Source organism: Methanolobus tindarius DSM 2278 (genome assembly GCF_000504205.1).
In the GTDB taxonomy this organism is placed as follows: Archaea; Halobacteriota; Methanosarcinia; order Methanosarcinales; family Methanosarcinaceae; genus Methanolobus; species Methanolobus tindarius.
Window position 1 is genome coordinate 2,684,594 of sequence record NZ_AZAJ01000001.1, and the last position, 21,702, is coordinate 2,706,295.

At 35.5% G+C, this 21,702-nt stretch carries 16 protein-coding genes; 14 read left to right on the forward strand and 2 right to left on the reverse strand.

The genetic code is table 11. The features are described from left to right. Window positions 1-23 precede the first annotated feature (23 nt). The 10 genes from METTI_RS12715 to METTI_RS12760 all read left to right on the forward strand — a co-directional run bounded on the left by METTI_RS12715 (window position 24) and on the right by METTI_RS12760 (window position 14,954). A complete protein-coding gene (locus METTI_RS12715; protein ID WP_023846229.1) occupies window positions 24-884 on the forward strand; it encodes a glycosyltransferase in 861 nt (286 codons plus the stop codon). Between the two features lies 1 nt (window position 885). Further along, complete coding sequence (locus METTI_RS12720) at window positions 886-2,478, forward strand: hypothetical protein (protein WP_048135466.1); 1,593 nt, start codon at window positions 886-888, stop codon at window positions 2,476-2,478. A gap of 10 nt (window positions 2,479-2,488) precedes the next feature. Beyond that, window positions 2,489-3,610: a glycosyltransferase family 4 protein gene (locus tag METTI_RS12725; protein WP_023846231.1), complete on the forward strand. Its 1,122-nt coding sequence runs from the start codon at window positions 2,489-2,491 to the stop codon at window positions 3,608-3,610. A 34-nt stretch (window positions 3,611-3,644) separates the two neighbouring features. Then, window positions 3,645-4,784: a glycosyltransferase family 4 protein gene (locus METTI_RS12730; protein WP_048135470.1), complete on the forward strand. Its 1,140-nt coding sequence runs from the start codon at window positions 3,645-3,647 to the stop codon at window positions 4,782-4,784. A gap of 1 nt (window position 4,785) precedes the next feature. Next, on the forward strand, window positions 4,786-5,910 hold the full coding sequence (locus tag METTI_RS12735; RefSeq protein ID WP_023846233.1) for a glycosyltransferase family 4 protein: 1,125 nt from the start codon (window positions 4,786-4,788) through the stop codon (window positions 5,908-5,910). Window positions 5,911-5,950: 40 nt separating this feature from the next. Then, entirely contained in the window at window positions 5,951-7,369 is a 1,419-nt protein-coding gene (locus METTI_RS12740) for a flippase (RefSeq protein WP_023846234.1), read from the forward strand. Window positions 7,370-7,727: 358 nt separating this feature from the next. Beyond that, complete coding sequence (locus METTI_RS12745) at window positions 7,728-8,936, forward strand: ISL3 family transposase (RefSeq protein WP_023846235.1); 1,209 nt, start codon at window positions 7,728-7,730, stop codon at window positions 8,934-8,936. 603 nt (window positions 8,937-9,539) lie between these two features. Continuing rightward, window positions 9,540-12,782 (forward strand): Ig-like domain-containing protein, encoded by a 3,243-nt coding sequence (locus METTI_RS15340; protein ID WP_156916288.1) that lies wholly within the window; start codon window positions 9,540-9,542, stop codon window positions 12,780-12,782. Window positions 12,783-13,186: 404 nt separating this feature from the next. Then, window positions 13,187-14,395, forward strand: a complete 1,209-nt coding sequence (locus METTI_RS12755) for an ISL3 family transposase (RefSeq protein WP_023844015.1) — start codon at window positions 13,187-13,189, stop codon at window positions 14,393-14,395. A gap of 355 nt (window positions 14,396-14,750) precedes the next feature. Then, on the forward strand, window positions 14,751-14,954 hold the full coding sequence (locus METTI_RS12760; RefSeq protein WP_342665140.1) for a Fic family protein: 204 nt from the start codon (window positions 14,751-14,753) through the stop codon (window positions 14,952-14,954). 31 nt (window positions 14,955-14,985) lie between these two features. Here the strand turns inward: METTI_RS12760 and METTI_RS12765 are convergent, their stop codons facing one another. Both METTI_RS12765 and METTI_RS16225 read right to left on the reverse strand, forming a co-directional pair. After that, window positions 14,986-16,362: an autotransporter outer membrane beta-barrel domain-containing protein gene (locus METTI_RS12765; RefSeq protein ID WP_211232195.1), complete on the reverse strand. Its 1,377-nt coding sequence runs from the start codon at window positions 16,360-16,362 to the stop codon at window positions 14,986-14,988. 333 nt (window positions 16,363-16,695) lie between these two features. After that, on the reverse strand, window positions 16,696-16,830 hold the full coding sequence (locus tag METTI_RS16225) for a hypothetical protein (RefSeq protein WP_023846239.1): 135 nt from the start codon (window positions 16,828-16,830) through the stop codon (window positions 16,696-16,698). A gap of 433 nt (window positions 16,831-17,263) precedes the next feature. On the opposite strand from METTI_RS16225, the gene METTI_RS12770 reads away from it, so the two are divergent. Genes METTI_RS12770 through METTI_RS12785 form a run of 4 tightly spaced genes read left to right on the forward strand, consistent with a single transcriptional unit; the run spans window position 17,264 to window position 21,692 of the window. Beyond that, a complete protein-coding gene (locus tag METTI_RS12770; protein WP_023846240.1) occupies window positions 17,264-18,250 on the forward strand; it encodes an AAA family ATPase in 987 nt (328 codons plus the stop codon). Between the two features lie 45 nt (window positions 18,251-18,295). Further along, window positions 18,296-19,177, forward strand: a complete 882-nt coding sequence (locus METTI_RS12775; RefSeq protein WP_023846241.1) for a DUF58 domain-containing protein — start codon at window positions 18,296-18,298, stop codon at window positions 19,175-19,177. Then, a complete protein-coding gene (locus METTI_RS12780; protein ID WP_023846242.1) occupies window positions 19,177-20,127 on the forward strand; it encodes a vWA domain-containing protein in 951 nt (316 codons plus the stop codon). Before METTI_RS12775 ends, METTI_RS12780 begins: the two co-directional genes overlap by 1 nt. Continuing rightward, window positions 20,124-21,692: a hypothetical protein gene (locus METTI_RS12785; RefSeq protein WP_023846243.1), complete on the forward strand. Its 1,569-nt coding sequence runs from the start codon at window positions 20,124-20,126 to the stop codon at window positions 21,690-21,692. Before METTI_RS12780 ends, METTI_RS12785 begins: the two co-directional genes overlap by 4 nt. The last annotated feature ends 10 nt before the right edge of the window (window positions 21,693-21,702 follow it).

A 21,702-nucleotide genomic window follows, 5' to 3' on the forward strand; every position in this document is an offset into this window, starting at 1 on the left:
ATATTATCCCGAGTTGACATTTTATGGATGATTACAATTATATCATTGTTACACCTTGCAAAAATGAAGAAGTTTCTTTACCAGGTCTTATTGATTCTATAATAAGTAATACAATAAAACCTAAACTATGGGTTATTGTGGATGATGGAAGCACAGATTCAACACCACTTATTTTAAACCAGCTAAAAGAGGAAAATGATTTTGTTCAGATTATAAAGAATCAACACTCTAAAAGAGATTTAAGTTTTCATTATGCAGAAATAGTTAATGATGCAATTAATTATTCCATAAAATATTGTGATGACAGCAGTATTCCATGCGACTTTATCGCATTAATTGATGCTGATATGGTGTTACATTCAGACTTCTTTGAGACTATCATTGGACGTTTACATTCTGATCCTGATTTAGGTGTATGTAGTGGATCAGCAGCATATTACGTAGGAGATAAACTGGTAAATGAAAGTGGGCGTTCTCAAAATCCCATTGGGGGCTTGCGTGTCTGGAGAAAAAAATGCTTTATCGAATCAGGTGGTTTCCCCCGTAGTTATTCTGCAGATTCAGTTTCAAACGTATTAGCTATTCTTGCTGGGTGGAAAATCAAAAAATATGATGACATTATTGGAATAACCGTGCGTCCTACTACAAGCACAGAAGGATTTTGGAAAGGCTATAAAATGAGAGGAGTCTCTGACTATTACAGAGACTATCATCCCATTTATGTGGTAATGAAGGCATTTAAATATTTCACTAAATCTCCCTTTTATATTGGGGTCGCTTATTTATACGGTTATGTATATGGAATTATAAAAGTAAAAGAAAAAATAGAAATTCCAGAAGTTCGTCATTATTACAGGCACAAATACAAGGAATTTTTCGATTAATATGAAGCAGAAAACAATATCTCAATTGCAAACATTCTTGTACGAAGGTCAAAGTTCGAAGTTAATTTTATTTTTACTTTTAATTCTTACTAATTTTATTGTTCGCATACCAAGTATTCCGCACGAAAAAGGATATGACTCCTTTTTTATTCATTCTGTTGCAAATTCAGTTACAAATTTTGGTATTGCTAAATGGTGGATCAATTGGATGTCCGTATTTGGATTATATCCGTATTCTTACGCAAGCGCTGTTCCATTTTCACTTTCTGGTTTATCTCAATTGACAGGAATTAGTATGGAATATACAATTTTAATCTTTTGTATCATGCTCGGTTTTTTTAGTATATTTTCAGCTTATATGTTGGCAACTATATTTTTTGATAAATTTATATATCGGTTTATATTTTCCGTTGTTTTCTCTTTATCTGCAAGTACAGTTGAACTAACAACATGGAACATCACCACAAGAGCACAATTTCTTGTATTTTTACCTTTATTTTTATATATGCTTTTTAAAGCCATCTATGGTTCAAAAAAGCATCTATTTTCTTATTTAGTAGTTGCATTATTTTTGCTGGCAACTCATCACTATGTATATCTTGCTTTATTTTATTCAGCAATTGTTATTTTTACATATGCTATTTTTTGGTTAATTAGTTTAAAGCCCATATTTACTGAAAAAGCAAGAAATATAAATTTCTATTATTTTATGGTATTTGTTAGTTGCATTATCATTATGTTTTTGTTTGGTAGTAAAATTGGTTTTATAACAGCAGGTTCTAGATATCAATGGATCATTGACATTGTTCTTATTAGTATTAGAAACGCGGGATTTATTTTCCCTATATTTATTGGGGCTTTTATATATTTAATTTTTAAGAAAAACAAAGATATTAATGAATGGTTCTTATTGATATCTTTCATTCCTACTTTTTTCTTATCTTTCAATCAAACATATGGGTACATAGTAACATATTTATTTATTACTATAATAGGAACATTTGGTTTCTCTAATATCATTAAAATATATCCTACGAATAAAAAGTATATTCGTCAATTCCTGATCTTAGTTTTGATTCTCAATGTTGCATTTTCATCCTTTTTTACCCATTACAAAACAGGAATCGTAGGGGGATATTATGATTGGTATATGGGAGAGGAAACGTATGTTACTGGTAATTGGATACAAGAATATATTAGTCCAGATGAGTATGCAATAGGAAATGGATTTGAAACAACTCGTTTATTTGCTTCTTATGGTGGTTTGCCTGCTATGTACTCAGATGATGTAAATAATTACATAAATGGATTTCTAGTTCCAAACGAAAGCAATTACCGAAAAAATTCAGTAACAAGCACCGATTTTTATTTTGACAATCCATATGTACTGAAGAGTGGAACGACTTCTTCCGGTCTTTTAAATTGGATGCTTCAATTTCCAATAACAAACAAAAACGCTATTACCTTTGTTGAAGGTCTAAACGTATCCTATTTTTTTGATGATAACTATAGATCTGAACCGTTGTTCCAGTCACTTCCAGCAAATAAACCATTGATATATGACAGTGGAAGGCTAAGCATCTTTGTTTATTAAGGTAGTTAAAATGAACTTATTATTTTATTATCCAATAGGTGGTGGTGCTCCATCAAAAGTATCAAGAGATATATTTAAGAAGCTGTTCATCAATCAAAAACAGGTAAACATAGATGAAATTAGTATATTCTCTAAAAGAAAATATGTAAGTTCTCTAAAAGAAGAATTTCCTGATATTAATATATTATGCTGGAGCAATTTAATATCTCTCTCTTCTAACTATATAGTGCACATACCAGTTTTACCGACAATTTTGCCTAACAGCAAATTCTTGCTCTATCTTTTTTGCAAAATTAGAGGTTCTAAATTAATATTGCAATATCATGGTGATGTAAGAAGTGAATTAAAAAGTAGTTATAAAGATATTGTTTCTCTGTTGCATATTCTTACTTATATTTTTCTTCCCTTTTTACTTAAAAGTGCTGATACTATCATTACTCATTCCTATTTCATGAATAACAAACTTATAAAATATGGTGTATCCAAAAGCATAGTTATACCAAATGCTATTGGTAATGAGTGGTTTCGGGATGCTAATTATTGTGAACCATCATATTCTATAATGGATAAAAGTATGACTAGTATATTCTATCATGGTAGATTATCATGGGAAAAAGGAATTGATTTGTTAATTGAAGCAATAGCATCTGAAAAATTAAATAGAAAATATACTTTATACATTGCTGGAGAAGGACCTCAAAAAAAAGAACTTGAAAAGATATGTATTGAAAAAAATATTAAGCAGTATGTGTTTTTTTTGGGTTCACTTAATGTTATGGAAATTAAGTCATACCTTAAGAGTGCAGACATTGCTATTTACCCATCTAGATTTGACAATTTTCCACTAGCTGTCCTAGAAGCTTTGTCCGTAGCTGATTGTCCTGTTCATTTCTCTAGAAACATAGGTATTTGTGATTTTATTCAGAAAGAATCTAATTCATTGAATACTTTTGATTTATCGATAGAATCTATTGTGGAATTATTAAACAATTTTAATTTGCTCAATGAGTATGATAAAAAAGAAATGATTGATAATCAAAAAGAATTTGCAAAACAATATACTTGGGATGAAGTCATCTTAAAATATATCCATGTATATAATATGTTGGTGCATGATACGACTGTTGAGTAACTATTTATATTCATGTAACTATGCTGTGATTGATATGAAGTTAACTCTGATACATCCTGCTCATATGGATTATAGGAAAGATTTGTTTGAAAAATTAAATCAAGAGTATGATGTAACTTTTGTTTTCACCAAACAAGGTAGAGGGCAAAAGAATGTGTTTGAAGAACAAGAAAGAATACCAGAGAATTGGAACTACAGTGTTATAAAAACAAATACAATCTTTTTAGGCAAAGATGTTGGAATGTATATTCAGCTAATTCAGGAATTATTTAATGATAAAAGTGATATTATCATCACTTCCACAAGTTGGCATTTGTGTTGGTTAATTAGTAAAATTAAAAATAAAAAATTTATATTGATGACTGAATTTTGGCACTGGAATAATTCATCATTTTACAGAAAAATTATAAATTTATCAATACGAATGATTGCAAAAAGATCCGATGCTATTTTTGCAATGGGGACTAAAAGCTACAGTGCCTATTCTTCAATGGATGTTTCTTCTGACAAATTATTTGTTCATCCTCAATGCGCAGTTGACTATAGTAATAATCCAGTAAAAAATCTAAAATTTGATATTGAATTAGATAATAAAATTATTTTTTTATTTATAGGACGCCTAGTGGAATCAAAAGGTGTAGATGTATTATTACGAGCATTTAGTAAATTGGAGCAGGAAGATTCTGATGTAGTTCTAATAGTTGGTGGTGATGGTCATAGTAAGACAAAGCTTGAAGTATTATCTAGGCAATTAGGAATAAAAAATATACAGTTCACAGGAAGGATTGAAAAAAAAGATATTTCTTCTTATTATTCAATGTGTGATGTTTTTGTTCTTCCTTCTATATTCATAAATGAATCTTATGAGCCTTGGGGCTTAGTTGTAAATGAAGCTATGGCTTTTGGCAAAGCTATAATTGCTAGTTCTGCAGTAGGTTCAGCATATGATCTAATATCACCAAATCAAAATGGGTATATTGTTAGAGAAAATTCGTCAAATGATCTCTACTCTGCAATGAAACAAATTTCTCATGATAAACAAAGGTTGCTTGAAATGGGAAATAAATCTCGTATAATTTTTGATAACAAAAATAATTTTGAATCATTTTTCTTAAAGTTAAATGAATGTATTGAGTTTGTAGCAAATTCGAGTGCTAAAAAAAGGAGTAATTAGTATGGAAGGCGAATACTCAACTAAAAAAAAATTAATTTCTATATGTGATATACATTCAAATAAAGAGGGTTCATTTGAAGAGTTTTTGATTGCTATCACAAAAAAGTTAACTGCAAATGGCTATGAACATTTAATAGTATTCCGTGACTATCCTATTAGGTCAGTAGAAGAGCCTTTAATTGAAGCAGGTGCAAAAATTGAAGTAATCAAACTTACTAGGTTTGGTTTCTACAATTTCTTATTGCTTTTTACAAATATTAGAAAGCATAAGCCATTTTTAATTCATCTTCATTTCTTTCCCACATACTCAGCAATTAATTTACTTAAGTATGTGTTGAATACAAAAGTTGTTTGTACTGATCACATGGGTGGACGAAAGCCTCATAGTAACATAAAGAAATTATTCAGGAAATATTATTATTATTTTTCTTTCATTCTATTTGGTAGTGGAATTTCTAAAATCATCTGTGTTTCCAATTTTGTAAAACAAAAATATTCAAAAGATTATGGAATTCAGTCTGATAAATTACAGGTCATATACAATGGTATCAATATGGCTAAATTCCAAAGAAAAGAAAATATTATAGAGCTAAAAGAAAAGTTCGGTCTTGGCGATGAGTATATTGTTAGCTGCATAGGATTGCGTAAAGACAAGGGTCCTCATTGTCTACTGAAGGCAGCACCGCTAATAGTTGATAATATAGAAAATGTTAAGTTTCTTTTTGTGGGTAGTGGTGACTGCAAAGATTATCTCTATAGTGAAGCGAAAAAAAATAATTTGTTAAATCATTGTGATTTTACAGGAAAGGTATCGGATCTTTCTGATATATATAGCATTTCGGATTGCGTGGTTATTCCTTCTTTATTTGAGGAAGCATTTTGTTTTGTGGCTGCAGAGGCAATAGCATGTGGGAGTGAAGTAATTGCATTTGATTCTGGTGCTATCAAGGAAGTTTTGAATAACTCTCAGCGTGTGATTTCGCGCGATTATAATGAATTATACAAGAATATAATAAGTTTATACCACTCTGAATCCTCGCCCTATGAGTTAAGAGAATATATCATGAAAAATTTCTCATTAGAGACAAATGTTGATACGCATTTGAACTTATATAATTCCTTATAACTTATTTCTTGAAAATCCTATAATATACTTCTGTGATAAAATGAGTCTTGCCAAAAAGATTGCGTATAATTCTGGCTTTTTATTAGTTGGTCGAGTAGTAACCAAAGTAATAAGCCTTTTAATTGTTGTATACATGGCACGTTATTTAGGCAGTGAGGACTTTGGAACATATAATTTTGCACTTTCATTTGTGTCTTTGTTTACAATAATATCTGAATTGGGTCTACACGGCATAGTGATTAGAGAATCATCAAGGAATGAGGATAAATCAGGAAGCATATTAGGTAATTCATTCATATTGTCATCATTTTTATCAATAATTGCTTTTTTTTGTTCTGTTTTAGCTATTGGATTATTGGATTATTCATACGATACTCAGATTATTGTTATTGTTATATCCTTTGGTTTGTTGCTTGGTGCATCCTTACCATATGGAATAATTTATGAAATTAGTTTTAAGATGAAATATTCTGTCTTTTTTAGTATTGCTAGTAGAGTGGTTTTTTTGCTAGCTATCTTTTTCGTAATGTTTAAAGATTATGGGTTAATGGGGGTTGCTATTGCCTCTGTTCTTGCTGACACTGTCCATAAGTTATTGATGTATTTATTTTCTTTTAGGATACTACGGTTGAATATAAAATTTGATTATGATATTTGTAAGAGGTTGCTTCGAGAGTCATTACCATTGGCATTTGCATCGCTATTTGGTGCTATTTATTTTAGAATTGATATAGTAATGTTATCTCTTATTTCAGGAAATAGTGATGTGGGTATTTATAGTGGTGCATACAGACTTACAGAAGCTTTTCTATTTATTCCTAGTTCTTTGATGGTTTCTTTATTCCCTTTAATGTCTAAATACTACAAAGTATCAAGTGAATCTCTGATATTCACTTATCTACGATCAACAAAGTATATTCTAATAATTGCACTTTTAATAGCTATTTTATCATCATTTTATGCAGATTTTGTTATATTGACTATTTATGGGGTTCAATATTTAGAATCAATCCGAGTTTTGCAGATATTAATATTTGCAAGTCTCATAATTGCACTAAATTTTCCTTCAAGAGAATTGCTTGTTTCTATAGACAAGCAGAAATATGTAACTTTAATTACTATTATATGTGCAATTATAAATATTTGCTTAAACTACATGTGGATTATAAAATACAGCTATATAGGGGCTGCTGTTGCTACACTGGTTACTGAAATAGTATATTGGGTTTTTGCATTTTACTATATAGATTTTGTCCCCTTGAAATCAATCTTCAAGATATTCTATGGTACTGTTATTCCTGGGGTAATAGTATCTGCATTTTTATATGTATTACTTCAAATCTTTAATTCTATATTGTGGGTTCCTATTGTTTTAATTTGTTATTTACTATTGATTTATTTATTTGGTGGAATTGATAATGACGATGTTAATATTTTCAAAAAAGTATTAGGTCGGTAGTTTCTATTTAGTAAACTAGTTAAAACATTATTTTTTTTTATTAAGAAAAGAAAATGATTGGCGTTATTAATGCTATTAGCTTATTACTAAGGCTATCGTCATTCTTGTACATATTAAATATAAGAGAATATTTATTAAGTCACAATTGATTAGTTGACAAGGGTAATTATAGTATATCATTCAATATTTGATGTAATTTGTATGAATTAAATATGTATGTTATTGTTGAAATCGCGTTCTTATAATAGGATATGTAGAAATATTTTAAACACACAGACGGGTTTTAGAGCATATCTTTTTGGATCTCCTCAATATTGAGTGGGTAATTTAATATTCTGTTCAATGCAATCCATATTTGATGGATGATAAACTCTTGATTCAAATGGCTCTGGGAATAAACCCTCCTTGGTATGTTAAAGACATTAATCTTGATATTTCTAAGAAGAGAATGGATATCTATCTTGATTTTACAAGGGGAACGAAGTTCCCTTGTCCTGTTTGCAGCAAACTGTGTGATCTCCATGATACTAAAGAAAAAGTATGGAGACACCTTGATTTCTTCCATCATGAAACATACATTCATGCACGAGTTCCCCGAACAAAGTGTGATGGAGATGATGTAAAACTTGTTGAAGTTCCATGGACAAGGCAAAACACTGGATTCACATTATTTTTTGAAGCATTGATCGTTGCTATGTCTAAAGAAATGAGTGTTTCTTCAATTGCTGAATTTGTCAATATTCATGAAAATTCAGTCTGGATTATTCTAGCTCATTATGTTGAAGAAGCAAGAGCAAAGATGGATCTCTCTGAACTAGATACTATCGGGGTAGATGAAATCTCTATCAAAAAAGGTCACAGCTATGTGACCTTGTTCTATGACCTGAAAGGATCAAGAGTAATTCATATTGAAAATGGGAAGAAAAAAAGTGTTTTCAAGAACTTCAGGGAAATTCTTTCCAGGAAGATAGATCATGATAATATCAAGTATATTTCAATGGATATGTATCCTGCTTTTAAAGGTGGAGCAAGAGACTATTTCCCGAATGCTAAGATTGTTTACGATAAGTTCCATATTGTCAAAATGATGAACGATGCAATCGATAAGGTTCGAAGAAAGGAGTATCAAACAAATAAGGAACTGGGTAAAACCAGATTCATGTGGTTGAAAAATCCTGAAAATCTATCAGATAGGGAAATAGCTAAGATTCGATCAATCAAAGACCTGGATACTGAAACGGCGAAAGCTTACAGATTTAAGCTTGGACTTCAACGTTTGTGGGATATAAAAAATGTAGAAGTAGCAAGAGAATATCTCGACAAATGGCATTATTGGGGAACACATAGCAATATCAAGGAAATTATCACATTGGCTAAGATGATTAAAAGAAATTCTCATGGGATATTGGAATCAATTAAACAAGGTATCAGTAATGGTGTTGTTGAAGGATTGAATAATAAGATAAAGACTGCTTTTAAGAGATCATATGGATTAAAGACGGAGAAGTGTAGGAATACTATGATATTCTTGATGGCGGGTAAACTCCGTTTACCCACACGATGTTAAAGAGATCCATCTTTTTTAAATACGATTAATCGGCAAGATATATTTTACATATTTTAAAAACGTATATTCTCTTGTTAAAAAGAAGAATCAAAGCAGTTTGCAATATTTCTCTGTTGATTGATCAGTTTATGTACATATTTTAATAAAATAGAAACACATTATGAAAATGATGTACATTAATATTTTGATTTGAATGTTTTCTCTATTTTTACTTTAAGATGAACTGTATTCCTCAATCTGATTATGAAATTAGTAATGATTTTTTTATTAGGTTTAACATTAGAAGATTACTTTTATTCATTTCCTTTTATGTACATATATTGTATAATTTATGTTCGTAATAATGTATTATTTCTCATTTTGTGAACATGGTCTTTATATATATCAATGAATAATTTGACACATATGGCATCCAAAACTACCATAATAAAAAACTTGTTTATAATTTTTTTAACTTTATCAGTTTTAACTGAAGTAACAGCAGCAGCAACTATAGGTGGATATTATTATCCAGATGCATATTCAGGTTCAGGTCAATTAAGAATTCTTTACGGGCCTATTACTCCATCTCAATTACATGATAGTATTTTTGTAGATGGAATAATGGATACAGATCAAACATTAATTACCAAAAATTCAAATAATAATTTTACTGTCCACGATGTAGGATATATTTCTACAGGTAGCAGTGGAAAAATCTTATTTGAGAATAACACAGTTATTTTTGATAGAATTGGGGACACTCGTTTCTACGGTGGTACTTGGGATTTGTCCAATTCAGTCATCGTTGGAACAAATGGAGACATAATATGTCAGATAGATGAGGTCACAGAAGATCTTTCTAATTTAACATTTTATAATTTGGGTAGATATCAATTGCAAAGATATCCTAGTATGGGATCATTCAATATATCTGACGTTTCTGTGTACAATGGAGATATTGGTATCAAAATAGATGCTGGAATTACCGACAGTACTATTGAAAATATCTATATGGAAAACATGACTGATGCCCATTTCTCTATGCTCAATGGAACTAATGTGACGGTAAGAAATTTCACTGTAAAGAATGGTGGAATGAGATGGGGAACAGGTGTAAGTTTCCTTTTTGGTGGTGTAAATGAACCTTATTGGGATTCATGGGACGGAGGTCATGATAACCATGCTGAAAATATTTATATAGAAGGTTCTGGATGGTCTGGATTAGATATGACTATGTACGAACATGACAGTTCATTTACCAACGTTACTGTTCTTAATGCAGGGCATAATGGAATTGATTTGCATGGTCAATGGAATGTAACTGTAAAAGATGCAAAAGTGTATAATTCACATGATGAAAACTTTTTGATAACCTCACCATTTGCAACATCAGGTGATTCGCATATTCATGATGAATCAGGTGCTGTTCCAGTAAGGGCAAAAACCACAGTATCTCATAATATTAATGTAATCAACTATGAATCATTCAACGCATCTGGAGCAGGAATGTCTCCTAATCGTGTTGTAAATTTGTTCGTAGCAAATATGACATCTTATAATGACTCCATGGCTATTAATGCAAATTATGCTAAGAACGTGACTTTCTTAAATGTTACAGCATCTAATGTGAGAAGCAATTCTGCAGCTAACTTTGGAACGGGATTGGAATATGGTTATGTAGAGGATTTATATGTAATTGATTCCAAATTTTTAACTGTAGGTTCTCCTGTTTATTTCTATGATACGGAAAATGCACGCCTTTTAAATGTCAAATCAGTTTCAGGCTATGCATTCGCTGGAGGGCATAATGCAGAATATATGGATTGTAATTATATTGATATTAATGTAATTACAGATTCTGGAGAGCCAGTATCAAATGCAAAGGTACAATTTGCATCAAAGGATGCTTCCATCTCAAGTGTAAACTCATGGGCCAAGGATCAGAGTGAATTTATAACCGGTTACAATGGCCATACCGCACTTCCAAGTGAAAGTAGAGAGAATTCTCCTGCATTGGCCAGCTATTATAAAAATTATCCTGAACGTAATGATTTAGAATTTACTTATGTATCATCAATCACATCCCCATCAGGTGACGTAGTAACTCTCACAGACATCACACCAGACTCAACCTGGTATCGTGAGAATCCAAACATTCCAACATATACAATCACTGCAATCATCCCTGATGAGAGTAGCACAGAACCACAGATTACTGGATTTGCACCAAGCTCTGACAATCCATTTACAGCAGGTGAATCCAAGAAGTTCCAGGTATGGGCTGATGAGGAATTGACAACCATGAAATGGTATGTAAACGGAAACCTCGTTTCATCAGGTTCAATGGACTATACATGGAAAGTAGAATCTGGTTCAACTACAATTATGTTCTCCGGATTTAATTCAAACGGAGCTGTAGTGCAGACATGGGAAATAACTGAAGGCGAGATTGTTGAAGAAGCACCAGTTTCCTCTGGAACAGGTCTTTCATTCACACCATCAGCAAGCTCACTGACAGCAACAACAGGTGAATCCACAACATTCTCTGTAGAAACAACTCAGGAATTCACAAGTGCAGTCTGGTCTGTTGACGGTACAGAGGTCGAGACCGGTACAACAGGACATGTAGAAGCATGGACAACAGCAGGCACACATACAGTAACCTTTGACGGAACTGCAGCAGCAGGAACTATCTCAAGGTCATGGACAGTAGTCGTGTCTGCAGCAGCAGAATCTGAATACTCATCCATCTCAATATCCCCATCAACTACAACAGTAGCTCCGGGAGAATCATTCAGTCTGGATGTGTATATTGATCCAACCCAGGCTCTCACAGGCTCACAATTTGACCTGCAGTACAGCCAGCTTGCAAGTATCTCTACAGTAGATGAAGGTGACCTGTTCACAACAGGTGATCTTGCAACAACGTTCCAGTATGACAGTATTGACAATGCAGCAGGACTTCTGGACAATGTCTATACAGCCATAGTTGGCAGCGGAACTATTAGTTCCCCTGGTGTTATGGCTACAATTGAGATGGTAGCAGGCAGCAGCTCCGGTATACTTGACCTTGGACTTTCCGATGTGATACTTAGTGATGCAAACTCCAATCCTGCAGGATACACAGTATCTAATGCAACAGTTCTGATTGACACAGCTCCACAGTTCACATCTGTCTCTGCACAGACAGTAGAAGAAAAGCAGAGCCTGAGTTTCACAGTAACTGCAAACGATGCAGATGGTGATGACCTTAGCTACTCGTCCACATCACTCCCATCCGGTGCAACATTCAACGACGGAAGTTTCAGCTGGACACCATCACAGGGAGATGCAGGTTCATATGTAGCAACATTTGAGGTTACAGACGGATATCTTACAGATACAGTAAGCGTGAGCATAACTGTGACACCACTGAACAACTTACCTGAGATAACTCTCTTTGAACCAGCAGATGGTTCTACATTTGAAGAAGGTTCAATCATTGGTGTGAATGTAGCTGCAACCGATGCAGATGGAGATTCATTGAGTTACATCATTGAAATAGACAGTGTGAAGGTCAGTACAGCTACCAGTTACACATGGACAACAGACTACGAATCCGCAGGAACACATACCATTAAGGTAACAGTAAGCGACGGTACTGATGAAGTCAGTTCATCAGGTACAATAACCATAACAGACGTTCAGCCAAGATGGGATGTAAATGAGGATGGAACTGTCAATGTACTTGACATTACTCTTGTTGGTCAGAACTACGGTCAGACCTACACAGAAAACCTGCCTCGCTGGGATGTAAACCAGGATGGTACTGTAAACATTCAGGACCTTTCAATAGTCTCCGGTCACTTCGGTGAAACAATTTAAGCAAAATTAATTAACTGCCCCTTTCGGGGCACACTTCTTTTTTATTAGTCTTATTCTCTTTTCAGATTACTGCTTGCCAATTTTCTTTTGTTCAATTGCTGTTGTGCAGAATACAAAAATTTGCTCTGTAAAATTCCTATTGATATAAGTAACATAACTTTGCTGTTTTCTATTTTCACAAAAACAATCTCAAATATAATAACAAAGTAGCCATCCGCCGAAGGCGGCACATTGCGATGTCTATGCACAGAAGATTGTCCTAAAAATTATGCCGTTTATGCTGATAATTCCATAGAGGTCTTGCGAAGAAAACATTCTGTGATATTCTGCAGGATATTTGTTTTGCTGGATCTCCTCAAGATTGAGTGGGTAATTTAATATTCTGTTCATCCAATCCATATTGGATGGACGATAAACTCTTGATTCAAATGGCTCTGGGAATAACCCCTCCATGGTATGTGAAAGACATTGATCTTAATGTTTCTAAGAAAAGAATGGATATTTATCTAGATTTTACCAAGGGAACGAAGTTCCCTTGCCCAGTTTGCAACAAACTGTGTGATCTCCATGATACCAAAGAAAAAGTATGGAGACACCTTGATTTCTTCCATCATGAAACATACATTCATGCACGAGTTCCCCGAACAAAGTGTGATGGAGATGATGTAAAACTTGTTGAAGTTCCATGGACAAGACAAAATACTGGATTTACATTATTTTTCGAAGCACTAATCGTTGCAATGTCCAAAGAAATGAGTGTTTCTTCAATTGCTGAATTGATCAATATTCATGAAAATTCTGTATGGATAATTCTAGCTCATTATGTTGAAGAAGCCAGAGCAAAGATGGATCTCTCTGAGTTAGATACTATTGGAGTAGATGAAATATCTGTCAAAAAAGGTCACAGCTATGTGACCTTGTTCTATGATCTACATCAATCAAGAGTAATTCATATTGAAAATGGAAAGAAAAGAAGTGTTTTCAAGAACTTCAGGGAAGTTCTTTCCAGAAAAATAGACCCTGATAATATCAAGTATATTTCAATGGACATGTATCCTGCTTTTAGGGGTGGAGCAAGGGAATATTTCCCAAATGCTAAGATCGTTTACGATAAGTTCCATATTGTCAAAATGATGAATGATGCAATTGATAAGGTTCGAAGAAAGGAGTATCAAACAAATAAAGATCTGGGTAAAACGAGATTCATGTGGTTGAAAAATCCTGAAAATCTATCGGATAGGGAAATAGCTAAGATTCGATCAATCAAAGATTTGGATACTAAAACAGCAAAAGCTTACAGATTTAAGCTTGGACTTCAACGTCTGTGGGATATAAAAAATATAGAGGTAGCGAGGGAATATCTTGACAAATGGCATTATTGGGGAACACATAGCAACATCAAGGAAATTATCACATTGGCCAAGATGATTAAAAGAAATTCTCATGGGATATTGGAATCAATCAAACAAGGTATCAGCAACGGTGTTGTTGAAGGATTGAACAACAAAATTAAAACTGCTTTTAAGAGATCATATGGATTGAAGACTGAGAAGTGTAGGAATACAATGATATTCTTGATGGCGGGTAAACTTCGTTTACCCACACGATGTTAAAGAGAACCAAAAAGAGATAATTTTGAAATATTTAGGATTTATTTTTTTAGAGTTTTCATTTGAGAAAATCAAAACTGCTACAAATATTGCATAGATTGCACCAATTGATTGTATAATTGATGAAGGAAAAACACTTGGATCGGTCATATTCACTTTTAAAAAAAGATATATATCTATATATACTTAATGAAACTCTACGCTTTAAATCGGGAAATAGATTCCCTCTAATGCACCCATTTGCCCACCTACCTTCCTCATCTTAGAGAACAAAATATTCTCCCTCATATATCAATATCCGGCAACGACTTTTAATCCTACCCCGGAAGTCACCCCGGAAGTTATTCTGGTTAATACTATTGTTGGTGAAATGACTAGAAAAGAACTTCAGGATGCTCTGAGCTTAAAAGACGACGAACACTTTAGAAAGCACTACCTTTTACCTTCACTGGAAACTAAAATTATTGAAATGACGATTCCGGATAAGCCAAGAAGTAGCAAGCAAAAATACAGACTCACCAAAAAAGGTCAGCTATTAAAAACAAAAAGCAAAAAACAATAGAGGAGAATCTTCCCCTCTATCCCTAAAAAACTTACTCGAAAGCAACGCCATCTACATACAGTGTGTAACCGTTCAGATCTATGTTATCTGTGGTTCCACTGAGTTCTGTAACGTAGCTGTCACCGGTAAGTGTCCATGTGCTTGTATCATCGAGTGTAACTGAAAGCACTGAAGCTGTTGTTCCATCTGAGTTTATTGCACCGGTATATGTTGAACCGTCTGATATTGACAGGGTCATTTCAGATATTGAATCAACCATTATGTCACCTGTTGCAGTTTGCTCATTGAAGTTGACTTCGCATATACCGCCATTGGAACCTTCAGATCCCCAGCCATTTGAACCATCGTTACCGGCTATGACCATAAGGTAGGTGTCATCAGCAAGTGTCAGGTCAACATTTGTCAGAGTGATGACACTTTCAGTATTGGTGACGTAGAACATATCTCCATTGTTGGAAACAAGGGATCCATCGGTCATTGTGAATGAGCTGGTTCCGACTTCTGCATCACCGGACATACTCTGGTATAGCATCACATTGTGGATGTTCTCTGAACTGTCAGCGCCATATACACCTTCCATGCTTCCTGTTACATCACAATTGTTGATTACAACGGAATTCAATCCTTCAACAACAACTGCTTCAGAAGTTTCTGCTATAAGTGTTGCATTGCTTACTGTAACATCTGCTGTGCTGTAAACTGCAGGTGCACCTGAGCTTCCGCTGGTTGTGTATGTTCCGCCATCAACAACCATTGTTCCGCCGCCACGGTCACTGCGTATTGCAGCTTTTACTGTTGAAAAGACATTGAGGTTAGTTGCGTACATTGTTCCGCCACCGGCAACTTCTATACCACCGGCATTTCCTCCGGAAACATCGATCTCAGTATCTTCTATGTATATTGTTGCACCATCATATGCGAAAACACCATTCGAACCTTCAGTTGTAGCTGTAACTGAACCGCCATTGATGTAAAGGACCGCATTATCCAGTGCAAGGATTGCAGAATTCAGACCATAGAAACTTGAAGCATCACTACTTGATGCAGAACCATCTGTCTTCTCTACGGTAACATCGGTAAGTGTTGCAGTGGTTTCATCTTCAGCCCTGATTGCATTTTCATCGTCATTTATAGATGTATATGTCCCTCCATCCAGCTCTTCACCGTCAGTTAAAACATATGCTCCAGTTCCGGTATCTACACTGGTAGAACCTCCACTGCCTCCGGGGGGTGTACCCATTTCACCTTCTGGCATTCCATCTGGCGGTGTCATATTCCCGTCCATTCCTGCTGGTGCTTCCCCCATTTCCTCCATTTGAACATCAGATGAATTTGAATCACTTGATGTTTGTTCTTCCTGTGTAGTGGTACAACCTGAGGTCAGAACCACTAATACAAGAAAAACCATTAGTGTATAAAGTTTAAAATTTTTCATAAAAGTACCTTCCTATTCTTTTATCCTATTTTCTTATTTTTTATCCATAATTCCATAATTATATTAAATTAATTTGTGTACATCTTTTAAACTGAAATAATTAGAATCATTTCTTAAAATTAATGAAAAGGTGGTTGAGATAGGATTTAAACCCTATCTCAAATTGGTGGTATTGTGGATAGTTTACAACAATCGTTTTTTTATCTTACAATTATTCTTCGTCTTTAACGTGCTTTTTAGGTAACACAGCCTTGAGCACAACGGCTGTTGCAGCCACACAGGCCATACCTTTCAGGATCTTGTGTTTCATTCATATCCTCCTTTCAGTGATTTTTTCCTATTGTTGATTGGTAACTCAGGCAACAACACCTGCAGCAAAGCCCTGAACATTGCAAACAATAGCAATATCGGACCCACAAATGTCATCCATGTATCTCTCATTACATTTCCTCCATCGCCGTTTTGTAACTTTAGTGCTTTTTTGTCAGATTTCTTCAGGACTCTAGAATCTTAGTCCGAGTCACTGTTCTGCCGACAAATCCCTGATTAGCTGGCTTTAATATAAGCATACTTTACAGGAAAAAGATAAATTATAGTGTTAAAATGGAAAATAAAGCTTTATAAAAGCTTCATTTCCGGAGATATTCTTTTTAAAGTATGAAAAAGATAAAAAGAATTTACAGGTTCTTTATCACCTTTCAGCCTAACATTTCTATATACATAAGAATAAAAGATATAAAGTAAAAACGTGTAATACTTCTCCGTTTGTTTGGTACAATTAAAATGGCTAAAATAGTATATTCATGCAATTGGGGTTTGCATGAATTGAATAGTCTGAAATTTAAAGATCACATGCATAAAAGCAGGTGAACAAATGGACGAGAATATTCAAAAACTGAACGAAAAGGCAATCCATTATTCGGAACAGATTGAGAAACTAAGAACAGAGATTAAAAATACAATAATCGGACAGGATGAAATTATTGACAGCCTTCTGATAGCACTCATGTCACAGGGACATGTGCTTCTTGAAGGAGTACCTGGTCTTGCAAAGACCCTTATGGTCAGGACAATCTCAGAATGTCTCGAATGTGATTTTGTGCGACTGCAATTCACACCGGACCTTTTGCCTGCAGATATCACAGGTACCAAGATATACAACCACAATGAAAGCTCATTTTCAACACTTAAAGGTCCTATATTTTCTAACTTCATTCTTGCTGATGAAATAAACCGTGCCCCTCCTAAAGTACAGTCTGCACTTCTGGAAGCAATGCAGGAAAGACAGGTCAGCATCCAGGGAGACACGTTCCATCTTCAGCGGCCTTTTCTTGTAATGGCAACACAGAACCCTATAGAATCCGAAGGAACCTACAAACTTCCTGAAGCCCAGGTTGACAGGTTCATGTCAAAACTTCTCATCGATTATCCAACAAAGGATGAAGAGATTGAGATTATCGAAAGGTTCACCCAGGGAGTCAAAACCAGCGTTTCAAAGATGCTCACATCAACCGAAATAATTGAGATACAGGATTTCATCCCACAGGTATACGCCGACAGGAAGATTATGGACTATGTAGCCCGGATAGTTGATGCAACACGTCATCCGCAGAATTATTCCGTTGATACGGAGGGGCATATAGAATACGGAGCCTCTCCCCGTGCATCCCTCTGGCTCATACTTGCTGCCAAATCACATGCAGTCCTCAGCGGCAGGGGATATGTGATACCTGAGGACGTAAAAGCAGTGGCATATCACGTGCTTCGCCACCGCGTGCTTCTCAACTATGAAGCAGAGGTTGAGGAGATTAGCAGCGACCACGTGATAACTGAGATACTCGAAAAAGTAAAAGTCCCTTAAGCCTCCGGTTTAATCCGAAGACGATAATAACCTGAGGTATGTGCCATGCAACATGCAAAAGAGATTATCAGACAGGTAAGAAAAATAGAGATCAGTACAAAACAACAGGTTGACGGACTGATAGCCGGAAACTACCACTCAGTATTCAAAGGTCAGGGTATCGATTTTTCAGAGATACGTGAATACCGGGCCGGAGATGATGTCCGTGCCATCGACTGGAAAGTAACTGCAAGGTTTAACCATCCTTTCATAAAAGAGTTTGTTGAGGAAAGAGACCTGCGTGTCTATTTTGCTATAGACGTATCAGCCTCAGGAAGCTTTGGGAGCAATATCAGCAAAATGCAAAAAGCGACTGAAATTGCTGCAAGCCTGATGTTTTCGGCCATGAAGAACAATGATAACGTTGGTCTGTTCCTTTTTACAAACGATGTCGAGAAACACATCCCTGCAAGAAAAGGCAGGAAACATGTCCTGAAATTGCTTGGAAACATGGTTTCTTACGAGCCACTTGAAAAAAGAACTGACATCATGAAGAGCATGGAATCCATATCTAAAATGCTCAAAAGAAGAAGCATTGTTTTTGTTATTTCAGATTTCATCTCCGAGGATTTCTCCAGACCCCTGAACATCATGAAAAGCAGACATGATATCGTGGCTTTAAGGGTCATGGATGCACGTGAACAGGAACTTCCTGATGTTGGTCTCATAGAACTTGAGGACGAAGAAACCGGTGAGCAACTACTTGTAGACACTTCTGATGAGGAAATAAGAATGCGCTACGCAGAACTTGTCAAAGAGCATAATGAAAGTTTGCAGAAGCTTTTCAGGAAACTGAAAATTGATATGGTAGATCTGGTAACAGATGAACCTTATGAAGCTGCACTAAATAAGTTCTTTAAAACCAGAAAAATAAAGGAGATACGATAATGGCAGGTTTTGATTCTCCTTACATTCTGCTATTCCTGCTTTTAATTCCTCTGATCTATTATCTTCAGAAAAAAGCAAGAACACAGAAAAAGAATGAAGCTATAAAGTTCAGTAACCTTGCGTTCCTTAAATCCGCAATCGGAGATAGCAGGAAATCAAAAAGGGATATGCACCTCTTTTACCTCTCACTGCTTACCATCGGACTTATGGTAATCGGTTTTGCAAATCCCCACATTCCTCTGGAACAAACCAAGGAAGGAGTTAACGTTGTGCTTGTAATGGATAATTCCGGAAGTATGCAGGCACAGGATTACCAGCCGACAAGACTTGAAGCGGCAAAATCATCTGCAGAGATTCTGATTAAATCTCTCAAAGATAAAGACTATGCAGGAGTGGTGGTCTTTGAATCCGGAGCAACCACCGCTGCTTATCTTAGTCCTGATAAGGACAAAGTGATAGATAAACTGCAGGACATTACAGCAAAAGAGGGAGCTACTGCCATAGGAGACGGACTGAGTCTTGGAATTGACATGGCATCATCCATACCTAACAAGAAAAAAGTTGTGATTTTACTTAGTGACGGAGTTAACAATGCAGGATATATCAGCCCGGATGAGGCCATACAGTTTGCAAAAGCCAATGACATTCAGGTATACACAATAGGAATGGGATCCACAGGCCAGGTTTTGCTAGGATATGACTGGTTTGGAAACCCGCAGTATGCGGAACTCGATGAGGCCACGCTTCAAAGTATCGCAGAAGAGACGGGTGGTAAATATTTCAAATCCGTTGATGACGACACACTGGATGAAATCTACAAGAACATCGGAGAGAACATAAGCAGGGAAACTGAAGAAACAAACATCAAGGACTGGTTCTTTTTTGCAGCATTTGTGACCTCACTTGTCCAGCTCTATTACAGGTACGGAAAAGGGAGGATATTACAATGAGCAGGAAAAACATTGCATTAGATCTTTTTGTTTTTGTATCCCTGTTGATGATAATGCCTGTGGTATCCGCACAGGATATCACTTTCACATTACCACAGGATGAATACTATTTCCTGACAGGCGAACAGGCCTCTGTTCCTCTCTATATGAACAACTCTTATGGAACTGATATTAACGGAATGCTGCAGGCTACTTTTACCCAGGAGATGAATACAGGTTCTGTACACTTTTCCAGTTCCAATTCAAAATCAACAAATTTTCAGGTTCCTGCAGGAGATTCCGGGACGAACCTTGGTTTTGGGACAAGCAACGACCCTGAAACTCTGAAAGTGTCGCTTACTTTCAGTTATGATGAAGATGGAGCTAAGACTGTAACTCTTGAAGATATACTGGTACATTTTGTTGATGATGAATCAGAGATCCAGAGCAATTCAAATGCTGTGCAGAGTTCATCACAGGATGCCTCATCCACCCAGCAGTCAACTGACCCGTTTGCTCAGCAGGAACAGCAAATGCAACAGGCGATGCAGCAATTTATGAACCAGCATTCCTCCACGCAGTCCTCTTCACAATCCTCCCAGCAGGCTGCACAGAACAACCAGCTGGATCAGGACACCTCTGCCCTCAAAGCACAGATGGAAGAGCAGATTCAGGAACAAGAGAAAATAAAGCAGGAATTCCAGGAAAATCTTGCATCAAATATGGATTTCCAGGAAGCTAATCAGGAACTGGAGGATATGGGTTATAACCTGACAGATGTCAGTGTAAATCCATCTTCAAACAATACCGGAAGCTTTACGGCAAATTATGAAAAGCCAGATGGAGAGACTGCAACTATTCAGGGAGAAATGGAAGATGGAGAAATCAAGGAGATTCAGGAAGATATTGCTGAAGACAGGCAAAATCTAAGAGATATACTTGCCCGAAATGAAGAATACCAGAAGTATCTGAAGGAACTGGAAAGCGATGGGTTCATAGAAACAGATGCTACTTTCTCACTAAATGGTAATGAAACCGATCTCCAGATACAATATGCAAATCCAGCGAACGAAACTGCCCTGATAAATGCTATATTCACAGATGAAACTGTGGATAGCGTGGAACTTGTCAGGGACAGGGAAAACAACAATTATTCGCTTTATGTGATTATTGCTTTACTAATCCTTGCTCTCGCTTATCTGGCATATAACAAATACAAACCTGAGAAAGCAGAGGAAATGCCAATTGCCGTTAATACTGAAGCGAAAAAGGAGAAAATTGACTTCAGGAAAGAAGCAAAGGAACTTGTGGATAAATCAGTTCATCTCTATGAAGATGGACAGATAGAAGATGCATATGGAACTGCTGCCCAGGCTTTGAGACTATATCTAAGTCATTTCTACGGACTCAGGAAAGAAGTGACAAATGCAGAATTGATCCGACACCTGAAGGTGAAGGGAAAGGAATGGAAGGAAATCGAAGATTGTCTGGAACTCTGTACTCTGGTGGAATTTGCAAAACATTTGCCGGAAGAGGATGAGTTTGAGAAGCTGATAAGAACAGTTAAAAAGGCTGTGAATTACTGAATATTTAACC

Excerpts from the sequence above, each read along its gene's own strand:
- METTI_RS12715 (WP_023846229.1), top strand. The coding sequence starts at position 24 with ATGGATGATTACAATTATATCATTGTTACACCTTGCAAAAATGAAGAA.
- METTI_RS12720 (WP_048135466.1), top strand. The coding sequence starts at position 886 with ATGAAGCAGAAAACAATATCTCAATTGCAAACATTCTTGTACGAAGGT.
- METTI_RS12725 (WP_023846231.1), top strand. The coding sequence starts at position 2,489 with ATGAACTTATTATTTTATTATCCAATAGGTGGTGGTGCTCCATCAAAA.
- METTI_RS12730 (WP_048135470.1), top strand. The coding sequence starts at position 3,645 with ATGAAGTTAACTCTGATACATCCTGCTCATATGGATTATAGGAAAGAT.
- METTI_RS12735 (WP_023846233.1), top strand. The coding sequence starts at position 4,786 with ATGGAAGGCGAATACTCAACTAAAAAAAAATTAATTTCTATATGTGAT.
- METTI_RS12740 (WP_023846234.1), top strand. The coding sequence starts at position 5,951 with ATGAGTCTTGCCAAAAAGATTGCGTATAATTCTGGCTTTTTATTAGTT.
- METTI_RS12745 (WP_023846235.1), top strand. The coding sequence starts at position 7,728 with ATGGATGATAAACTCTTGATTCAAATGGCTCTGGGAATAAACCCTCCT.
- METTI_RS15340 (WP_156916288.1), top strand. The coding sequence starts at position 9,540 with ATGGATACAGATCAAACATTAATTACCAAAAATTCAAATAATAATTTT.
- METTI_RS12755 (WP_023844015.1), top strand. The coding sequence starts at position 13,187 with ATGGACGATAAACTCTTGATTCAAATGGCTCTGGGAATAACCCCTCCA.
- METTI_RS12765 (WP_211232195.1), bottom strand. The coding sequence starts at position 16,362 with ATGGTTTTTCTTGTATTAGTGGTTCTGACCTCAGGTTGTACCACTACA.
- METTI_RS16225 (WP_023846239.1), bottom strand. The coding sequence starts at position 16,830 with ATGAGAGATACATGGATGACATTTGTGGGTCCGATATTGCTATTGTTT.
- METTI_RS12770 (WP_023846240.1), top strand. The coding sequence starts at position 17,264 with ATGGACGAGAATATTCAAAAACTGAACGAAAAGGCAATCCATTATTCG.
- METTI_RS12775 (WP_023846241.1), top strand. The coding sequence starts at position 18,296 with ATGCAACATGCAAAAGAGATTATCAGACAGGTAAGAAAAATAGAGATC.
- METTI_RS12780 (WP_023846242.1), top strand. The coding sequence starts at position 19,177 with ATGGCAGGTTTTGATTCTCCTTACATTCTGCTATTCCTGCTTTTAATT.
- METTI_RS12785 (WP_023846243.1), top strand. The coding sequence starts at position 20,124 with ATGAGCAGGAAAAACATTGCATTAGATCTTTTTGTTTTTGTATCCCTG.